Origin of the sequence: Streptomyces sp. RPA4-2, assembly GCF_012273515.2 — a bacterium.
GTDB classification, from domain to species: domain Bacteria; phylum Actinomycetota; class Actinomycetes; order Streptomycetales; family Streptomycetaceae; genus Streptomyces; species Streptomyces kaempferi.
On record NZ_CP050975.2, the window covers coordinates 7,642,297 to 7,658,265 of the forward strand.

Sequence of the window (15,969 nt, forward strand, 5' to 3'; positions counted from 1 at the left end):
CAACGACGCCGATCCACGGGCTTCGCGCTCCCTCGCGTGGGTCCCTGCGCCCCCTGCCTGGGACGTACGCGCGGGCCGGGCTATCCTGACGCCGAACCGGACACGGGGTGCCCCGCACGTGGGCTGAGATCACACCCGTCGAACCTGAACCAGTTAGGACTGGCGGAGGGATGTCTCATGTCGTTGCCGTATGCCCGTGGTGAAGTGGCCGTCGGAGGCCCGCAGGGCGTCTTCGACGGGCGGATGCCCGAGGCCCCCGGGGATCTGCGCGTCGAGGCGCGCGGCATCGCCCCGGTGCCGGAGGACCACCGCTACGGCGGCCCCGGCCGCCTCTTCACCGTGTGGTTCGCCCCCAACCTGACGATGACCGGCGTCTTCACCGGTACCGTCGGCGTCGCGCTCGGCCTGGACTTCGCCACCGCGCTGACCGCCGTCGTGCTGGGCACCCTGCTGGGCGCGGTGCCGACGGCGTACCTCGGCACCTGGGGCAGCCAGACCGGCGCCGGACAGCTGCCGCTCGCCCGGCTCGCGTTCGGACGGGCCGTGCTGGTGCCGGGTGCGCTGCAGTGGCTGTCGTCGATCGCCTGGGACGCGCTGATCGGCCTGTTCGGCGGGGACGCGCTGGCGCAGTTGTGCGGCTGGCCGTTCTGGCTGGGTGTGCTGGTCATGATGGGCGCGCAGGGAGCGCTCGGCGTCCTCGGGTACGAGGTGATCCACCGGCTCCAGACCGTGATGACGTTCGCCCTCGCCGCCGCCTTCGCCGCGCTGACGGTGAAGCTCCTGAACGGCGACCACCCCGCCGCCACCGCCTCCGCGCACGGCGCCGACCGGGCCGGGGCCTTCGTCCTGACCTGCACCATCGCCCTCAGCCTGGCGCTGTCCTGGGCCCCCTACGCCAGCGACTTCAGCCGCTATCTGCCGCGTACGGCGTCCCGACCGCGGATGTTCTGGTGCACGCTCGCCGGTGTCAGCGTGTCCTTCGTGGCCGTCCAGGCGCTCGGCCTGTGGGGCGCCTCCGTCTTCACCGACCAGACCGCCCGCGGCGTCGACACCCTGCTCGGCGGCGGTGTCCTCGGCGCCTTCGGGCTGCTCGCCGTGGCCCTGGCCGCCCTGAGCAGCAACGCCATGAACGACTACAGCGGCTCACTCGCCCTGCAGACCATGGGCGTACGCCTGCCGCGTCCGGCCGCCGCCGCGCTGGCGGCCGTACTCGGCTTTCCGCTCGTGCTGTGGATGCACGCCGCCGACACCACGACCCGGTTCCAGAACGTGCTGCTGCTCGTCGGCTACTGGATCCCCGGGTTCGTCGCGATCGTCGCCGTCGACTGGCTCGTCCGGGCCAGGGCGCGCGCCGGCGCGCCGGTGGATCTGTCCGCCGAGAGCGCCCGCCCGCAGCCGTGGTGGCCCGCGCTGGTGGCGTTCGTCGGCGCCTTCGCCGCGGCGGTGCCGTTCATGAGCACCAGCCTGTACGTCGGTCCGGTCGCCCGGGCCCTGCACGGTGCGGATCTCGCCTACGGGGTGGCGTTCCTCGCGGCCCTCGTGGTGTACGCGCCGCTGCGGCTGCGCCGCTGACCACGGCCGCCGCCCGTCACGGGCCCGGTCGCCCCGCACCCCCGCCCGCCACTTCTCACCCGTCTCGCCTCTCGTACGGAGCGAACCCGCCATGTCCTCGAACACCCCCGCCGCCCCGCCCCGCGTCCTGACCGTCGCCGGATCGGACTCGGGCGGCGGCGCCGGCATCCAGGCCGACCTCAAGACCATGCTGGCGCTCGGGGCGCACGGGATGAGCGTGTTGACCGCGGTCACCGCGCAGAACTCCCTCGGTGTGCAGGGAGCCTGGGAACTTCCGGCCGAGGCGGTGCGCGCGCAGTACCGCAGCGTGGTGGACGACATCGGGGTGCAGGCGGTGAAGACCGGCATGCTCGGCTCCGCGCTGCTCGTCGAGACCGTCGCCGAGCTGCTGTCGGACGTCGCCGCGCCCGTGGTGGTGGATCCGGTGAGCGTCTCCAAGCACGGTGACCGGCTGCTGGCCGACGACGCGCTGGACGCCGTACGGACCGCGCTGCTGCCGGTCGCGACGGTGGCGACGCCGAATCTCGACGAGACCGCCGAGCTCACGGGGATCGAAGTGACGGGGGAGCGGGACATGTGCCGGGCCGCGGAACGGCTGCTGTCCTACGGTCCCCGCTGGGTCCTGGTGAAGGGCGGCCATCTGCCCGGCGAGGCCGTCGACCTGCTGACCGACGGCACCGAACAGCTCTGGTTGCGGGCCCCGCGCCACGACAACCGGCACACCCACGGCACCGGCTGCACCCTGGCCTCGGCGATCGCGGTGGAACTGGCGCGCGGGCGGGCGGTGCCGGAGGCGGTGCGGCGGGCCAAGGAGTACGTCACGGGCGCGATCGCGGCGGGCTTCCCGCTCGGTTCCGGACTCGGACCGGTCGACCACGGCTGGCGGATGCGCGCGGGGCGCTGAACGTCCTGGGGTCCGTGGGCCTACCGGGTCCGTCGTCCTCCCGGCGCCGGTCCTACCGGGTTCCCACGGTGCGCAGTGTCGCCAGGACCAGCGCCTGGGCGACGGCGACCGTCTCCGCGAGGGACACGTGCTCGTCGGGGCCGTGGGCCAGGCGTACGTCCCCGGGGCCGTACTGGAGTGTGGCTATGCCCGCCCCGGCGTAGAGCCGCAGGTCGCTCCCGTAGGGGGCGCCGCGCTCCCGGGCCGAGGGCGCGCCCGTGACGTCGGCGTGCGCGGTGCCGACCGTCTCGCGCAGGGGATGGCCGGCCGGGAGCCGTCCGCTGGCGAACTGGCCGCCGGGCCAGGAGACGACCGCGGGATGCCCGCGCAGCCACGGATCGGCCGCGCACGCCTCCGCCACACAGCGTTCGAACGCGGCGCGTGCCGCGGCCGGGTCCTCGCCGAGTTGCAGCCCGAGCCGGCCGTCGGCGACGAGCAGCCCCGGCACGCTGCTGGCCCAGTCCCCGGCCTGGAGCATTCCGACGGAGACGCTGTACGGGAAGGGGTACTCGGCCATCAGCGGATCGGGCGTCTCGCTGCGGGTTGCCTCCAGCCGGGCCAGGGCGGCGGCGATGGGGGCGTAGGCGTCGATGGCGCTCACCCCGGCGTCACGGGTGCTCGCGTGGGTGGACCGGCCCGGCACGGTGATCCGGAAGGTCAGGGCGCCGGCGTTCGCGGTGACCAGCGTGCCGCCGGTCGGTTCGCTGATGACGCAGGCGTCGCCGGTGTGGCCACGGCGCAGGGTCCCGAAGGCCCCGATCCCGCCGTCCTCCTCGCCGACCACGAAGTGGCCCGCCACGCTGCCGCGCAGCCGTACCCCGGAGGCTCGGATGGCGGCGAGCGCGGCGACGTTGGCGACGACCCCGGCCTTCATGTCACAGGCGCCCCGGCCGTGCACGACGTCTCCGCGGAGGCTCGGTACGAAGGGGGCGCCCGCCCACTGCGCGAGGTCACCGGGCGGCACGACGTCGACATGACCCTGGAGGATCATGGTCGGACCGTCCTCGGCGCCGGGCAGCGTCGCGACGAGCCCCCATGCCTCGTCGCGTGGCACCTCCATGCCGGGGAAACCGGGCTCGGCGCGCAGAGCGGGCAGATCCATCGACCACAGGTCGATGTCCAGGCCGGACCGGCCGAGGTCCCGCGCCAGGCGGTGCTGCAGCTCGGACTCGGCCGCGCTTCCCGTCACGCTGGGCACGGCCAGGGTGTCGAGCAGCATCGTGGCGACGGCCGTTTCGTCGACCGCCTCCACGGCGGCGGACTCCTCGGCACTGAGCACTGCGCGCATGCCACACGCTCCTTTCGCGGGTGGACGACGAGGGGGCGTGAGGATGCTACGAACAGTTCCGGTACGCAAACAATCGCCGTTTGTTTCCGTCTAGGATCGATTTCTTGTGAAGACTGGGCCTGCGTGGTGATTTCTTGCGCGGCGAGAGGGTGAGCGACTTGGCCATGGACGCCATCGACGAGGACATCGTGCGGTGTGTGCTGAGCGACGCGCGCAGCACGTACGCGGAGATCGGCCGCGCCGCCGGGCTCTCGGCACCGGCGGCGAAGCGGCGCCTGGACCGGCTCGTGGCCGACGGTACGATCCGCGGCTTCACGGCCCTCGTCGACACCCAGGCGCTGGGCTGGCGGACCGAGGCCTTCGCCGAGGTGTACTGCAAGGGCAATCCGACCCCCGCCGAACTGCGGCGGGCCCTGGAGGCCGTGCCGGAGGTGGTCGAGGCCTACACGGTCTCCGGGGCCGCCGACGCGATGGTGCACCTGATGGCCCTGGACATCCCGCACCTGGAACGGGCCATCCAGCAGGTGCGCGAGGCCCGGGTCATCGAGCGGACGGAGAGCGTGATCGTGCTGTCCGGGCTGATCAACCGGCCGCGGGTCTGACCGACGGCGGCCCGCCCGGCCGGCCGGCGATCGGCGATCCGCACGGGGCACGGGTGCGGGTGCGGCGGCGGTCGTGGTCGTGGTCGCGGTCGCGCAGTAAATCGAACACGTGATTGAATCTGGCCATGGCGTACCCACACTTCCCCGGCGGCCCCATGGTGGCGCGCGGTGAACGAGCGAGACAGCCGGCCGGGATGCAGGCCGGGACCGGAGAGGCGAGGCTGGATTCATGTCCGAACCGCTGCCTGTGATCGTGTCCCCGCCGGCGCCGACGGGTGGCCGTCGGGTCCGTGTGCACGGAGAGAGCCTCGGGTTGGCCTACAACCTGGGCGACCTGTCCGAGTTCCTGCGGCGTGCGGGGCTCGATGTCGACCCGCTGACCATCGCGGTGTCCCCGCTCATCGACTGGCGGGGGATCGGCCCGGAGTACTGGGGGCCCGAGACCGGGACGTGAGGGCGCCCGGGCCGTCGTGTCCCCTCCCCCTGTGGGCGGGGTGTGACGGGTGCGCCCGTGTGGGTCGATCTTGTGACGCCACGTCAATTGGGTCGACTTTGGCGTGAGTTGGAGGCGCCGCGACCGCCTTGAGGGGGGCGGCGTGGCGCACATCACCCCTGAGGGGTGCGGAAAGGTGAAGCGGGTCTTCACGCCTTCATGGCATGCTCACATCTAGTTACTCGCCGGTAATTCCTTGCCGCCCCCACCCCCCTCAGGACTGATCTTGCGTATCCGCAAGCGGCCCTTGCGTGCCGTCATGCCCGCGCTCGCCGCATCCGCCCTCTTCCTCGCCGGCTGCTCCGCAGACCCCGGCCCGCGCTCCGCCACCGCCCCCGAACGTGCCCCGGACGCCACTTCCTCCGCCGCCGCGCCCGCGGACAACGGCCGGCCACTGGCCGTCGCCGCCGCGCCCGCGGCCACCTCGACCGCCGTCGCGCGGCCCGGTACGGCCGGCGGCAGGGCGGCCAAGTCCGCGCTGACGGTGACCTCGTACGACAGCCGCACCCGGCGCGCCGTCATATCCCCCGCGCACAAGGGGAATCCGTCCGCGTCGCCGGCCCCCGGAGGGACACCGGCGCCGAGCCGCACCGCCGTCGGCGACGTCATCGCCAGCGCCCCCGCGCCCGGCGCCCCTGACGGACTGCTCGCCAAGGTCACCGAGGTGATCGACGAGAGGTCCGACGGCACCGAGGTGCGGACCGCGCCGACGACCCTGGACGCGCTGCTCGGCGACGGTGACGCGAAGGGCACCGTTCCCGTCGATCCCGCCTCCTTCGACGTCGAGCGGCTGCTGCCCGACGTCAAGGTCTCCTGGGCGCGGGCCGGAGACGTGCACGCGGGCCCCGAGGGCGCGAAGGTCCCGCTCGGCAGCCTGCGGGTCGACGTCGCCACCCGGGTCGCCACGGCCGAGGGGGCGTCGGCCTCCGCGGCGGCGACCGTGTCCGGCTTCGTCCAGGTCAAGCCGGAGGTCGACTTCTCCTACGGCGGCGGGGGCGCCGCGGCCGGCCCCGGAACCGCCCGTCTCGGTGTCTCCGGCGACTGGACCTCGCGGTGGGCACTGAAGGGACGCGCCGCCGCCTCCGCCCAGCCCGTCCGGCTGCCGTTCGCGAAGCTGCACGCCGACCCCGTCCTCCAGGTCGGCCCGATCCCCGTCGTCGTGAACCTCGACCTGACCTGCTACTTCCAGATCAGCGGCGACGGCAGGGTCACCGTCGACATCGAGCAGGACCTCAAGGGCGACTTCGACGCGGGCGGCACCTACGACTCGGCCAGGGGCTGGACCCCGGTCAACGAGTCGCACATGGCGAGCACCCCGGTGCATGCCCTGGTCACGACCGCCGGAGGGGTGAAGGCCGCCCTCGGCGCGCAGGCCACCGTCGGTCTGTACGGAGCCGTGGGCGTCACCGCCGACCTGGCCCCGTATCTACGCGGTGAGGCCGCGGGCACCGTCGACGTCACCGCCCCGGCCGGCTCCGGCACGAAGGCCCACACCGCGGCGACGGGTACCTGGGGCGTCTACGGCGGTCTCGATCTGAGCGGGACCCTGCGGATCCAGCTGTCCGTCTTCGGCACCCCGGTCCTCCGGCGGGGGATTCCGCTGGGCACGCTGCACCGGGAGTGGAGGCTCGCGGGCGGCAGGGTGTAGCCGCAGCCCCCGTGGTCCACGTGCCGCGCTTATGCGGCTTACCTGACGCACCGCCCCGCCCGCCGTCGCGTGTGCGGGCCCGCCCCCGCACGTGCGGTAGGGTTTACCTGCACGATCACGCGGGATCACCGCGGGTGAACCGCATCGGGACGTGGCGCAGCTTGGTAGCGCACTTGACTGGGGGTCAAGGGGTCGCAGGTTCAAATCCTGTCGTCCCGACGGTGCGAAGGGTCTTCACGGGCGATGGTCCGTGAGGGCCCTTCTTCGTGTACGCCGGCTCCTCTCTTCGTGTACGCCGGCTCCTCTTCGGGTACGCAGGCCTTTCTCAGGCTGCCGGACGCAGCGGCGTGCCGCACGTCCGCGTCGCTGGGTAGGCTGCCGTGCATGCGGATCTCCGTCTCCTCGGACATGGACGAACCCGTGGCCCGTTCCCTCGTCGCGGAGCTGCGCGGCCGGGGCCACGAGGTCACGACGCACGGGGCGCTGCACCCCGGCCAGGACCCGCGGTGGGCGGTGTGCTCGGAGGCGGCGGCCCGCGAGGTGGCCGCGGGGACCGCGGAGCAGGCGGTCGTGTGCTGCTGGACCGGCACGGGCGCGTCGATCGCCGCGAACAAGGTGGCGGGCGTCCGGGCGGCCCTGTGCACCGACGCGTACACGGCGGACGGCGCACGCCGCTGGAACGACGCCAACGTACTGGCGCTGAGCCTGCGGCTGACGTCCGAACCGCTGCTCAAGGAGATCCTCGACGCCTGGTTCGCCGCCGACGCGGGCGAGGACGCCGACGACCGGGAGAACGTGGCGCACATCGGACGGCTCGACCTCGGCCGAACGGGTCCCTGACCCCTTCGGGCGAGGCCCCCGGACACGCGCGACGGCGGGGCGGCCGGCGGACACCGGCCGTCCCGCCCTCGCGCGCATCCCGGCTCCCCGCGGCCGCCGGTCCGGGCACCCGCCTTCGTCGGGGCCCGGCTCCCCGCCGCCGTCCGTTCCGGCGGAGTTCCCGCGTCCGTTCCGGCGGAGCGTCCGCGTCCGCCGGCGCGAAGGACTCGTCAGCGCCGGTCCAGCAATTCCATGAGCGCCTCCCGCAGTGTCGCGCCGGGATCGGCCGACGGGCCCTCGGACCGCCAGGCGACGAACCCGTCGGGGCGGACCAGCACCGCACCCTCCGTGGTGACACCGTGCGCCCGGGCCCAGTCGCTTCCGCCCTCGGGGGACAGCTCCGCGCCGGGTCCGCCGCCGATCCGGTACGAGTCCAGCGGCACCGACAGCCGCGCCGCGGCGTCCTTCGCCGCGGTGTGCCACCCGGTGGTGCCGTCCGCCGAACTCAGGAGCACCATGGACCGCTCGTACAGGTCGAGGGTGGAGATCCGGTCGCCGGAACGCTCCAGCCACAGGTGAGGTGCCCGGCTGCCCGGCTCGCCCGTCAACCGCATGCCGTCCGGCACGATCGGCAGCGTCGGATCGGCGTCCAGGACCGCGCCGCGCGGATAGCGGTAGGCCAGCGCCACGTTGAGGATGCCGCCGCCCTTGCCATGCGGGCCCCCGGGGCCGCCGGTTCGGGGCGCGGGCGTGTACCCGGGGTGGCTGTGCTCGACCGAACGCGACGAGGCGCGCGCGCTCGTCGCCTCCGCGACCGGACGGCGCTCCGCGTCGTACGAGTCCAGCAGCCCGCGGCCGGCCCAGCCGCCCAGGACCGCGGCCAGCTTCCAGGCGAGATTGTGCGCGTCCTGGATACCGGTGTTGGAACCGAACGCCCCGGTGGGGGACATCTCGTGGGCCGAGTCACCGGCGAGGAGCACCCGGCCGTCCACGTACCGTTCGGCGACCCGCTCGGCCGCGTGCCAGGCGGCCCGGCCGGTGATCTCCACATCGAGATCCCGTACGCCCGTGGCCCGCCGGATGTGCCGCGCGCACCGCTCGTCGGTGAACTCCTCCAGCGTCTCCCCGTGTTCGGGGTGCCAGGGAGCGTGGAACACCCAGTGCTCCTTGTTGTCGACCGGCAGCAGCGCCCCGTCGGCCTCCGGGTCGGTCAGATAGCAGACGATGAAGCGCCGGTCGCCGACGGCCTCCGCGAGGCGCCGGGAGGTGAAGGTGACGCTCACGTTGTGGAACAGGTCGCCCGGGCCGTTGTGCCCGATGCCGAGCCGCTCGCGGACGGGGCTGCGCGGGCCGTCCGCGGCGACGAGATAGTCCGCCCTGACCGTGCTGTGCTCGCCCGTCACACGGCTCTTGAGCCGCGCGGTCACCCCCTCGGCGTCCTGCTCGAACGACATCAGTTCCGTGGAGTACCGCAACTCCCCGCCCAGCTCCCGAGCGCACTCCAGCAGCACCGGCTCCAGGTCGTTCTGGCTGCACAGACACCATTTGCTGGGGCTGAAACGCGCCAGGCCGCCACCCGGGTCGATGGTCTTGAACAGCCATTCCCCCGCGTCGCCCACCAGCGTCGGAGCCTGCAGGATGCCATGGTTCTCCGCCAGGACGGACGCGGCCCGCTCGATGCGCCGCTGCACCCCGGCCACCCGGAACAACTCCATCGTGCGGACGTTGTTGCCGCGTCCGCGCGGATGGATCGACGTGCCCGGGTGACGCTCGACGAGCAGGTGCGGAACGCCGAGGCGCCCCAGGAACAGCGAAGTGGACAGGCCCACCAGGGAGCCGCCGACGACGAGGACCGGCGTGTGGTGACCGACCTCGCCGGCCTCTTTCCATCGGTTCATTGATTGCCTCCCGTGTCACCCGCGACGTGAGTCAGGAATGGGATGCAGGTTCCATGCCCTTTGAGGGCCTGGCCGCGAGCCCGGGGCACCCGGATGACACGCAGTTCACTCGTCCGCCCCGTGGGGCTCGCGCGTATCGGACGTCCCGTCAACGATCGGCTCATGGCGACCCCGGCCTTTCGGCCACGGCGGTCGTTCCTGACCTTCCGTGAAGAACGAAGAAAGGTGTGCCGGATGACCAGCTCGGGACGTATCTCGCAGTCGGCGTTCGACGGCTCCAAGCTGCGGGTGATCCTGCTGCTCGATCTGTACGACGGAGCCCAGCAGAAGTTCCTCGACGCCTACGAACTCATGTGCAACCAGGTCGCGTCCATCCCCGGTCACATCAGCGACCAGCTCTGCCAGTCCATCGAGAACCCCTCGCAGTGGCTCATCACCAGTGAGTGGGAGAGCGCCCCGCCCTTCCTCGCCTGGGTGAACAGCGAGGAGCACGTCGAGACGGTCAGGCCGATGCACAGCTGCGTCAAGGACACCCGCTCGATGCGGTACAGCATCCTGCGCGAGACCCACGGCAACCCGCAGCAGGCGGCGCCGAAGGCCGGCAAGGCCGCCAAGTCCGTCCAGCAGGTACAGGCCCGCGTGGGCGACGGGGTGGCTCGCCACGCCCTCACCTTCACGGTCAAGCCGGGCTCCGAGTCGAAGGTCGCGGAGATCCTGGCCGGGTACCAGGCGCCCGAGGCCCAGGTCGACGCCACCACGCGCCTGCGCCGCACCTCGCTCTTCATGCACGGCAACCGCGTCGTGCGCGCGGTGGAAGTGGAGGGCGACCTCCTGGTGGCCCTGCGCCATGTCGCGCGCCAGCCCGAGGTACGGGCGGTCGAGGAGGCCATCAACCCGTACCTGGAGCAGGACCGCGACCTGGGCAACGAGGACTCGGCGCGGGTCTTCTTCACCCGCGCGGCCCTGCCGGCCGTGCACCACGTGGTGGCGGACCGGCCGGAACCCGCGGGCCTTCGCCGGCACGCGCTGTACTACCCGGCCAAGCGCGGCCAGGGGATGGAGCTCGCCCGGCTGCTCGCCCATCAGGACGAGTCCGCGGCGGCCGACCCCGACGGGCCGGTCTACGGGAGCACCGTCTTCCAGCGCGACGACATCGTGGTGCGCCTCGTCGACATCACGGGCGAACTCGACGCCGACCCCGTCGCCTCGCTCGGCGTCCAGGGCGCCGGCAAGGCCGCGGAGCTCGAGCGGCTCCTCGACGGTCCCGCGATCGGCGTCGAGGGCTCCCTGGAGACGGAGCGCAACGTCAACCGGCTCCTGTCGCACGCCGACATGATGCCCGTCACCGACCGCACCTCGGCGGACTCCTGACGGACGGCCGCGGCCCCCAGGCCCGCGGCCGCCCCACCGCACGCCACTTCCACAGTCGGAGGTATCAAGAATGATCCAGAAGCATCCACGCATCGTGGACCTGAGCGAGACGGAACCCAACCGCAGGCGCGGAGGCGACATCCGGGCCATGCTCACCCCCGCCACCGCGGGTTCCACCAGCGGGTTCATGGGCCTGGCCATCATCCAGCCCGGCGAGCGCATCGGCGAGCACTACCACCCGTACTCCGAGGAGTTCGTGTACGTCGTCACCGGCGCGCTCGAGGTGGACCTGGACGGCGAGGCGCACGCGCTCCGGCCGGACCAGGGGCTCCTGATCCCGATCAACATGCGCCACCGCTTCCGCAACGTCGGTGACACGGAGGCCCGCATGGTCTTCCACCTGGGCCCGCTCGCCCCCCGGCCGAGCCTCGGTCACGTCGACACGGAGGTGACCGACGGACACGGGCCCGCCCCCGAGTTCGTCGCCGCCGGGACGGACCTGTCCGCGCCTGACCACGGACGGCCGTCCGAGCGAAGTGGGGCCATAAAGTGACCCGGCGGGTGGCCGTCACCGGCATCGGTGTGGTCGCTCCGGGCGGCACCGGAGCGACGGCGTTCTGGGACCTCCTCGCCAACGGCCGTACCGCGACCCGCGGCATCACGCTGTTCGATCCGGTGGGCCTGCGCTCGCGCATAGCCGCCGAATGCGACTTCGACCCCCTCGCGCACGGTCTCGACCCGGAGCTGAGTCAGCACACGGACCGGTACATCCAGTTCGCCGCGGTCGCGGCCAACGAGGCCGTACGCGACTCGGGACTCGACACCGCCAGGGAGGACCCCTGGCGGGTCGGTGTCTCGCTCGGCAGCGCCGTCGGCGGTACCACCCGCCTGGAACACGACTACGTCAAGGTCAGTGAGGGCGGTCGACGGTGGGACGTGGACCACCGCGCCGCCGACCCGCAACTGCACCTGGCGTTCTCACCCAGCACGCTCGCCTCGGTGGTCGCCGAACAGTTCGGCGCGCAGGGTCCGGTACAGACCGTCTCCACGGGCTGCACCTCCGGACTCGACGCGGTCGGCTACGCCTTCCACACGATCGAGGAGGGCCGGGCCGACGTCTGCATCGCCGGGGCGTCCGACTCTCCCATATCCCCGATCACCATGGCCTGCTTCGACGCCATCAAGGCGACGTCGCCCGACAACGACGACCCGGAACACGCCTCCCGGCCCTTCGATGCCAACCGCAACGGCTTCGTCATGGGCGAGGGCGCGGCGGTACTCGTCCTCGAGGAGTACGAGCACGCCCGGGCCCGCGGTGCGCACATCTACTGCGAGATCGGCGGCTACGCCACCTACGGCAACGCCTACCACATGACCGGTCTGACCAGTGAGGGCCGTGAGATGGCCCGGGCGATCGACACCACGCTCGACCAGGCGCGACTCGATCCGACACTGATCGACTACGTCAACGCGCACGGCTCGGGCACCCGGCAGAACGACCGCCACGAGACCGCCGCGGTCAAGCGGTCGCTGGGCGCACACGCGTACAAGACACCCATGAGCTCCATCAAATCCATGGTGGGGCACTCGCTGGGCGCGATCGGCGCGATCGAGGTCGTCGCCTGCGTCCTCGCCCTGAAGCACCAGGTCGTGCCGCCCACCGCGAACTACGAAACCCCCGACCCCGAGTGCGACCTGGACTACGTTCCGCGCACCGCACGCCCCCGGAAGCTCCGCAACGTGCTCTCCGTGGGCAGCGGATTCGGCGGTTTCCAGTCCGCGGTGCTCCTGACCGGGCCGGGTGGGAGGAACCCATGACCAGTCAGCGCACTGAGCGCCCCCGGCGCGCGGCCATCACCGGGATCGGTGTGATCGCGCCCAACGGATTGCGAGCCGACGCCTACTGGAAGTCCATCAGTGAGGGGCTCGGCGTTCTGGGCCGGATCACCCGCGAGGGATGCGAGCACCTGCCGCTCCGCGTCGCCGGCGAGGTCCGCTCCTTCGACGCCGCGTCCCTCATCGAGGAGCGCTTCCTCGTCCAGACCGACCGCTTCAGTCACTTCGCCATGGCCGCGACCGTCCTCGCCCTGGACGACGCCGGCCTCGGCCACGGGGAGCCCGCGGAGCCGTACAACATCGGCGTGGTCACCGCGGCCGGCTCCGGAGGCGGGGAGTTCGGGCAGCGGGAACTCCAGAAACTGTGGGGCCAGGGATCCCGGTACGTCGGCCCGTACCAGTCCATCGCCTGGTTCTACGCCGCCAGCACCGGCCAGATCTCCATCCGGGGCGGCTTCAAGGGGCCGTGCGGAGTGGTCGCCAGCGACGAGGCCGGCGGCCTGGACGCCATCGCGCACGCCGCCCGCGGCGTACGGCGCGGCACCGGATCGGTCCTCGCCGGGTCCGCCGAGGCGCCCCTCGCCCCGTACTCGATGGTCTGCCAGCTCGGCTACCCCGAGATCAGCACCGTCGAGGACCCCGATCGCGCCTACCGGCCCTTCACCGAGGGGGCCTGCGGGTTCGCACCCGCGGAGGGCGGCGCGATGCTCGTCGTGGAGGAAGAGGCTCGCGCCCGCGACCGCGGTGCCGCGATCCGGGCCACCGTGGCCGGGCACGGCGCCACCTTCACGGGGGCCTCCCGCTGGGAGCAGTCCCGGGAGGGACTCGCCCAGGCCATCCGGGTCGCCCTCGACGAGGCGGGCTGCGCCCCGCAGGACATCGACGTCGTGTTCGCCGACGCCCTGGGCGTGCCCGAGGCGGACCGCGCCGAAGCCCTGGCCATCGCCGACGCCCTGGGGGCGCACGGCACCCGGGTGCCCGTCACGGCGCCCAAGACCGGGATCGGGCGGGCCTACTGCGCGGCACCCGTGCTGGACACCGCGGCCGCGGTGCTCGCCATGGAGAACGGGCTGGTGCCCCCCACCCCCAACGTGTTCGACATCTGCCACGACCTCGACCTGGTGATGTCCAGCGCTCGCCCCGCCGAGCTGAACACGGCCCTGATCCTCAGCAGGGGACTCATGGGATCCAACGCGGCGCTGGTCGTGCGCCGCGGCGGCGAATCCGCCCGATAGGACCGGGCGGGAAGGAGAACACAGATGATCATCGAAGTGACCGTCGACGAACTGGCCAAGCTGATGAAGAAGGCCGCCGGAGTCACCGTCGACCCCCAGCAGCTGCACCACGCGTCGGACTCCCCGTTCGGCACCCTCGGCCTCGACTCGCTGGGCCTGCTCGGCATCGTCGGCGAGCTGGAGAACCGGTACAGCAAGCCGCTGCCGCCCGACGCGGAGCGCTGCAAGACGCCCCGCGAGTTCCTCGACCTCGTCAACAGCACCCTCAAGACTGGAGCCTGAAGTGGCAGGACACACCGAGAACAGCATCACCATCGACGCCCCTCTCGACCTGGTCTGGGACATGACCAACGACATCGAGAACTGGCCTCAGCTGTTCAGCGAGTACGCGTCCCTGGAGGTGCTCTCCCGTGACGGCGACACGACGAGCTTCCGCCTGACCATGCACCCGGACGAGAACGGGAAGGTCTGGAGCTGGGTCTCGGAGCGGACCGTGGACCGCGCCGCGCGGACCGTACGGGCCCGCCGCGTCGAGACCGGCCCCTTCGCCCACATGAACATCCGGTGGGAGTACAAGGAGACCCCGGGCGGCACCCACATGCACTGGGTGCAGGACTTCGCGATGAAGCCCGACGCGCCGGTCGACGACGCCTGGATGACGGACAACATCAACCGCAACTCCCGCGTCCAGATGGCCCTGATCCGGGACCGCATCGAGCAGGTCGCCCGCGACCGCCGCAACGCGCCCGCCGTACCGGGCTGATCACCGACCCAGGAAGGACCCCGATGCATCACGCCCTGATCGTCGCCCGGATGGCGCCCGACTCGGCGCCGGCGATCGCCGACGTGTTCGCCGCCTCCGACCGCGGTGAACTGCCGCACCTGATCGGCGTCAACCGGCGCAGCCTCTTCCAGTTCGGTGATGTGTACATGCACCTCATCGAATCCGACAAGGACCCCGCGCCCGCCATCGCGAAGGTGGTCGGGCACCCGGAGTTCCGCAGCGTCAGCGAGGAACTGTCCGCGTACGTCAGTGCGTACGACCCGCAGACGTGGCGCAGCCCCAAGGACGCCATGGCCCGCTGCTTCTACCGCTGGGAGCGCGCCGCCGCCTCCTGACCGGGCGCCCGGACACAACCCGAGGCCGCCGGATCCGCGAACGCGGATCCGGCGGCCTCGGGTTTGCGGGGCGGGCCTGTGCGGGGCGGCCGGCCCGGGACGCCGTGTCGGCTCAGGCCGGGACGGTGCACTCGAACGCGTGGAGATACGCGTTGACCGGACGGACCTCACCGATGACCAGGCCCGCGGCCGTCAGCCGGTCGACCATGCTCTGCCGGGTGTGCTTCGCGCCACCGACGTTGAGGAGCAGCAGCAGGTCCATGGAGGTCGTGAACTTCATCGACGGGGTGTCGTCCACGAGGTTCTCGATGACGACGACGCGGGCACCGGGCAGCGCCGCCTTGCGGATGTTCGCCAGCGCCCGGCGGGTGCTGTCGTCGTCCCACTCCAGGATGTTCTTGATGATGTACACGTCCGCCTGTACCGGGATGTCCTCGCGGCAGTCACCGGGCACGATGCGCACCCGGTCGGCCAGCGAACCCCCGTCGCGCAGGCGCGCGTCGGCGTTCGCCACCACGCCCGGCAGGTCGAGCAGGGTGCCGTGCATCCCGGGGTGCTTCTCCAGCAGGCCGGCCACGACCTGCCCCTGACCGCCTCCGATGTCGGCGACCGAGGCCACCCCACCGAGGTCGAGCAGGGCCGCGACGTCGCGCGCCGACTGCTCGCTGGACGTCGTCATGGCCCGGTTGAAGACGTACGCGGACTCGGGCGCCTCCTCGTTGAGGTACTCGAAGAACTCCCTCTCGTACACGTCCTCGAAGACGTTGCGGCCGGAGCGCACCGCCTCGTCGAGCCGGGGCCAGACGTTCCACGTCCAGGGCTCGGTGCACCACAGGGCGATGTACCGCAGGCTGTGCGGGTCGTCCTCGCGCAGCAGCCGGGACATCTCCGTGTGGGCGAAGGAGCCGTCGGGGCGCTCCACGAAGACGCCCTGGCAGGACAGAGCGCGCAACAGCCGGCGCAGGGTCCCCGGCTGGGTCTTGACCGCCGCCGCCAGGTCCTCGACGCTCATCGGCGTCTCTTCCAGGGCGTCGGCCACGCCCAGGCGGGCGGCGGCGCGTACGGCGGCGGCGCACGCCGCTCCGAAGACGAGCTCCCGCAGCCGCATGGGCGGCGGGGGAGCCTGTTCGGCGGTGGTCATCCGG

The 15,969-nt window shown here is 72.4% G+C and carries 16 protein-coding genes, 1 tRNA gene and 1 riboswitch; of the genes, 14 read left to right on the forward strand and 3 right to left on the reverse strand.

Translation table 11 applies throughout. The annotated features are described in order from the left end of the window. Positions 1 to 93 precede the first annotated feature (93 nt). Positions 94 to 188: riboswitch (TPP riboswitch) on the forward strand. Together HEP85_RS33425 and thiD are read left to right on the forward strand one after the other, a co-directional pair. Continuing rightward, positions 178 to 1,572: a cytosine permease gene (locus tag HEP85_RS33425; protein ID WP_168531259.1), complete on the forward strand. Its 1,395-nt coding sequence runs from the start codon at positions 178 to 180 to the stop codon at positions 1,570 to 1,572. (Overlaps the previous riboswitch by 11 nt.) Before the next feature lie 91 nt (positions 1,573 to 1,663). Continuing rightward, entirely contained in the window at positions 1,664 to 2,476 is an 813-nt protein-coding gene (gene thiD / locus HEP85_RS33430) for a bifunctional hydroxymethylpyrimidine kinase/phosphomethylpyrimidine kinase (protein WP_168531261.1), read from the forward strand. A gap of 52 nt (positions 2,477 to 2,528) precedes the next feature. On the opposite strand, the gene HEP85_RS33435 is transcribed toward thiD, so the two are convergent. Then, positions 2,529 to 3,803 (reverse strand): ArgE/DapE family deacylase, encoded by a 1,275-nt coding sequence (locus HEP85_RS33435; protein WP_329291912.1) that lies wholly within the window; start codon positions 3,801 to 3,803, stop codon positions 2,529 to 2,531. A gap of 164 nt (positions 3,804 to 3,967) precedes the next feature. On the opposite strand from HEP85_RS33435, the gene HEP85_RS33440 reads away from it, so the two are divergent. The 5 genes from HEP85_RS33440 (at position 3,968) to HEP85_RS33460 (ending at position 7,386) form a co-directional block, all read left to right on the forward strand. After that, the gene (locus HEP85_RS33440; protein ID WP_168534289.1) at positions 3,968 to 4,405 is read left to right on the forward strand and encodes an Lrp/AsnC family transcriptional regulator; all 438 of its coding nucleotides are present in this window, start codon (positions 3,968 to 3,970) and stop codon (positions 4,403 to 4,405) included. 229 nt (positions 4,406 to 4,634) lie between these two features. Then, a complete protein-coding gene (locus HEP85_RS33445) occupies positions 4,635 to 4,859 on the forward strand; it encodes a hypothetical protein (RefSeq protein ID WP_211118106.1) in 225 nt (74 codons plus the stop codon). A gap of 298 nt (positions 4,860 to 5,157) precedes the next feature. After that, the gene (locus HEP85_RS33450; protein WP_369658146.1) at positions 5,158 to 6,546 is read left to right on the forward strand and encodes a hypothetical protein; all 1,389 of its coding nucleotides are present in this window, start codon (positions 5,158 to 5,160) and stop codon (positions 6,544 to 6,546) included. 145 nt (positions 6,547 to 6,691) lie between these two features. Then, positions 6,692 to 6,765 (forward strand) — tRNA-Pro (locus HEP85_RS33455). A 165-nt stretch (positions 6,766 to 6,930) separates the two neighbouring features. Then, on the forward strand, positions 6,931 to 7,386 hold the full coding sequence (locus HEP85_RS33460; protein ID WP_168531263.1) for an RpiB/LacA/LacB family sugar-phosphate isomerase: 456 nt from the start codon (positions 6,931 to 6,933) through the stop codon (positions 7,384 to 7,386). 209 nt (positions 7,387 to 7,595) lie between these two features. On the opposite strand, the gene HEP85_RS33465 is transcribed toward HEP85_RS33460, so the two are convergent. After that, entirely contained in the window at positions 7,596 to 9,263 is a 1,668-nt protein-coding gene (locus tag HEP85_RS33465) for an FAD-dependent monooxygenase (RefSeq protein ID WP_168531265.1), read from the reverse strand. Between the two features lie 234 nt (positions 9,264 to 9,497). On the opposite strand from HEP85_RS33465, the gene HEP85_RS33470 reads away from it, so the two are divergent. The 7 genes from HEP85_RS33470 to HEP85_RS33500 all read left to right on the forward strand — a co-directional run bounded on the left by HEP85_RS33470 (position 9,498) and on the right by HEP85_RS33500 (position 14,824). Then, a complete protein-coding gene (locus tag HEP85_RS33470) occupies positions 9,498 to 10,634 on the forward strand; it encodes a SchA/CurD-like domain-containing protein (RefSeq protein ID WP_168531267.1) in 1,137 nt (378 codons plus the stop codon). Positions 10,635 to 10,704: 70 nt separating this feature from the next. Continuing rightward, complete coding sequence (locus HEP85_RS33475; RefSeq protein ID WP_168531269.1) at positions 10,705 to 11,187, forward strand: cupin domain-containing protein; 483 nt, start codon at positions 10,705 to 10,707, stop codon at positions 11,185 to 11,187. Next, positions 11,184 to 12,452, forward strand: coding sequence for a beta-ketoacyl synthase (locus HEP85_RS33480; RefSeq protein WP_168531271.1), 1,269 nt, complete (start codon positions 11,184 to 11,186; stop codon positions 12,450 to 12,452). Before HEP85_RS33475 ends, HEP85_RS33480 begins: the two co-directional genes overlap by 4 nt. Next, positions 12,449 to 13,705 (forward strand): ketosynthase chain-length factor, encoded by a 1,257-nt coding sequence (locus tag HEP85_RS33485; protein WP_329291922.1) that lies wholly within the window; start codon positions 12,449 to 12,451, stop codon positions 13,703 to 13,705. Before HEP85_RS33480 ends, HEP85_RS33485 begins: the two co-directional genes overlap by 4 nt. 24 nt (positions 13,706 to 13,729) lie before the next feature. Then, positions 13,730 to 13,987 (forward strand): phosphopantetheine-binding protein, encoded by a 258-nt coding sequence (locus HEP85_RS33490; protein ID WP_153287538.1) that lies wholly within the window; start codon positions 13,730 to 13,732, stop codon positions 13,985 to 13,987. 1 nt (position 13,988) lies between these two features. Beyond that, the gene (locus HEP85_RS33495) at positions 13,989 to 14,468 is read left to right on the forward strand and encodes an SRPBCC family protein (protein WP_168531273.1); all 480 of its coding nucleotides are present in this window, start codon (positions 13,989 to 13,991) and stop codon (positions 14,466 to 14,468) included. A 23-nt stretch (positions 14,469 to 14,491) separates the two neighbouring features. Next, positions 14,492 to 14,824 (forward strand): TcmI family type II polyketide cyclase, encoded by a 333-nt coding sequence (locus HEP85_RS33500; protein ID WP_153287536.1) that lies wholly within the window; start codon positions 14,492 to 14,494, stop codon positions 14,822 to 14,824. 112 nt (positions 14,825 to 14,936) lie between these two features. Here HEP85_RS33500 and HEP85_RS33505 read toward each other — a convergent pair whose 3' ends face one another. After that, complete coding sequence (locus tag HEP85_RS33505) at positions 14,937 to 15,965, reverse strand: methyltransferase (protein WP_168534293.1); 1,029 nt, start codon at positions 15,963 to 15,965, stop codon at positions 14,937 to 14,939. Between the last annotated feature and the right edge of the window lie 4 nt (positions 15,966 to 15,969).

Excerpts from the sequence above, each read along its gene's own strand:
- HEP85_RS33500 (WP_153287536.1), top strand. The coding sequence starts at position 14,492 with ATGCATCACGCCCTGATCGTCGCCCGGATGGCGCCCGACTCGGCGCCG.
- HEP85_RS33475 (WP_168531269.1), top strand. The coding sequence starts at position 10,705 with ATGATCCAGAAGCATCCACGCATCGTGGACCTGAGCGAGACGGAACCC.
- HEP85_RS33470 (WP_168531267.1), top strand. The coding sequence starts at position 9,498 with ATGACCAGCTCGGGACGTATCTCGCAGTCGGCGTTCGACGGCTCCAAG.
- HEP85_RS33445 (WP_211118106.1), top strand. The coding sequence starts at position 4,635 with ATGTCCGAACCGCTGCCTGTGATCGTGTCCCCGCCGGCGCCGACGGGT.
- HEP85_RS33465 (WP_168531265.1), bottom strand. The coding sequence starts at position 9,263 with ATGAACCGATGGAAAGAGGCCGGCGAGGTCGGTCACCACACGCCGGTC.
- HEP85_RS33425 (WP_168531259.1), top strand. The coding sequence starts at position 178 with ATGTCGTTGCCGTATGCCCGTGGTGAAGTGGCCGTCGGAGGCCCGCAG.
- HEP85_RS33440 (WP_168534289.1), top strand. The coding sequence starts at position 3,968 with ATGGACGCCATCGACGAGGACATCGTGCGGTGTGTGCTGAGCGACGCG.
- HEP85_RS33485 (WP_329291922.1), top strand. The coding sequence starts at position 12,449 with ATGACCAGTCAGCGCACTGAGCGCCCCCGGCGCGCGGCCATCACCGGG.
- HEP85_RS33460 (WP_168531263.1), top strand. The coding sequence starts at position 6,931 with ATGCGGATCTCCGTCTCCTCGGACATGGACGAACCCGTGGCCCGTTCC.
- HEP85_RS33490 (WP_153287538.1), top strand. The coding sequence starts at position 13,730 with ATGATCATCGAAGTGACCGTCGACGAACTGGCCAAGCTGATGAAGAAG.
- HEP85_RS33505 (WP_168534293.1), bottom strand. The coding sequence starts at position 15,965 with ATGACCACCGCCGAACAGGCTCCCCCGCCGCCCATGCGGCTGCGGGAG.
- thiD (WP_168531261.1), top strand. The coding sequence starts at position 1,664 with ATGTCCTCGAACACCCCCGCCGCCCCGCCCCGCGTCCTGACCGTCGCC.
- HEP85_RS33450 (WP_369658146.1), top strand. The coding sequence starts at position 5,158 with ATGCCCGCGCTCGCCGCATCCGCCCTCTTCCTCGCCGGCTGCTCCGCA.
- HEP85_RS33435 (WP_329291912.1), bottom strand. The coding sequence starts at position 3,803 with ATGCGCGCAGTGCTCAGTGCCGAGGAGTCCGCCGCCGTGGAGGCGGTC.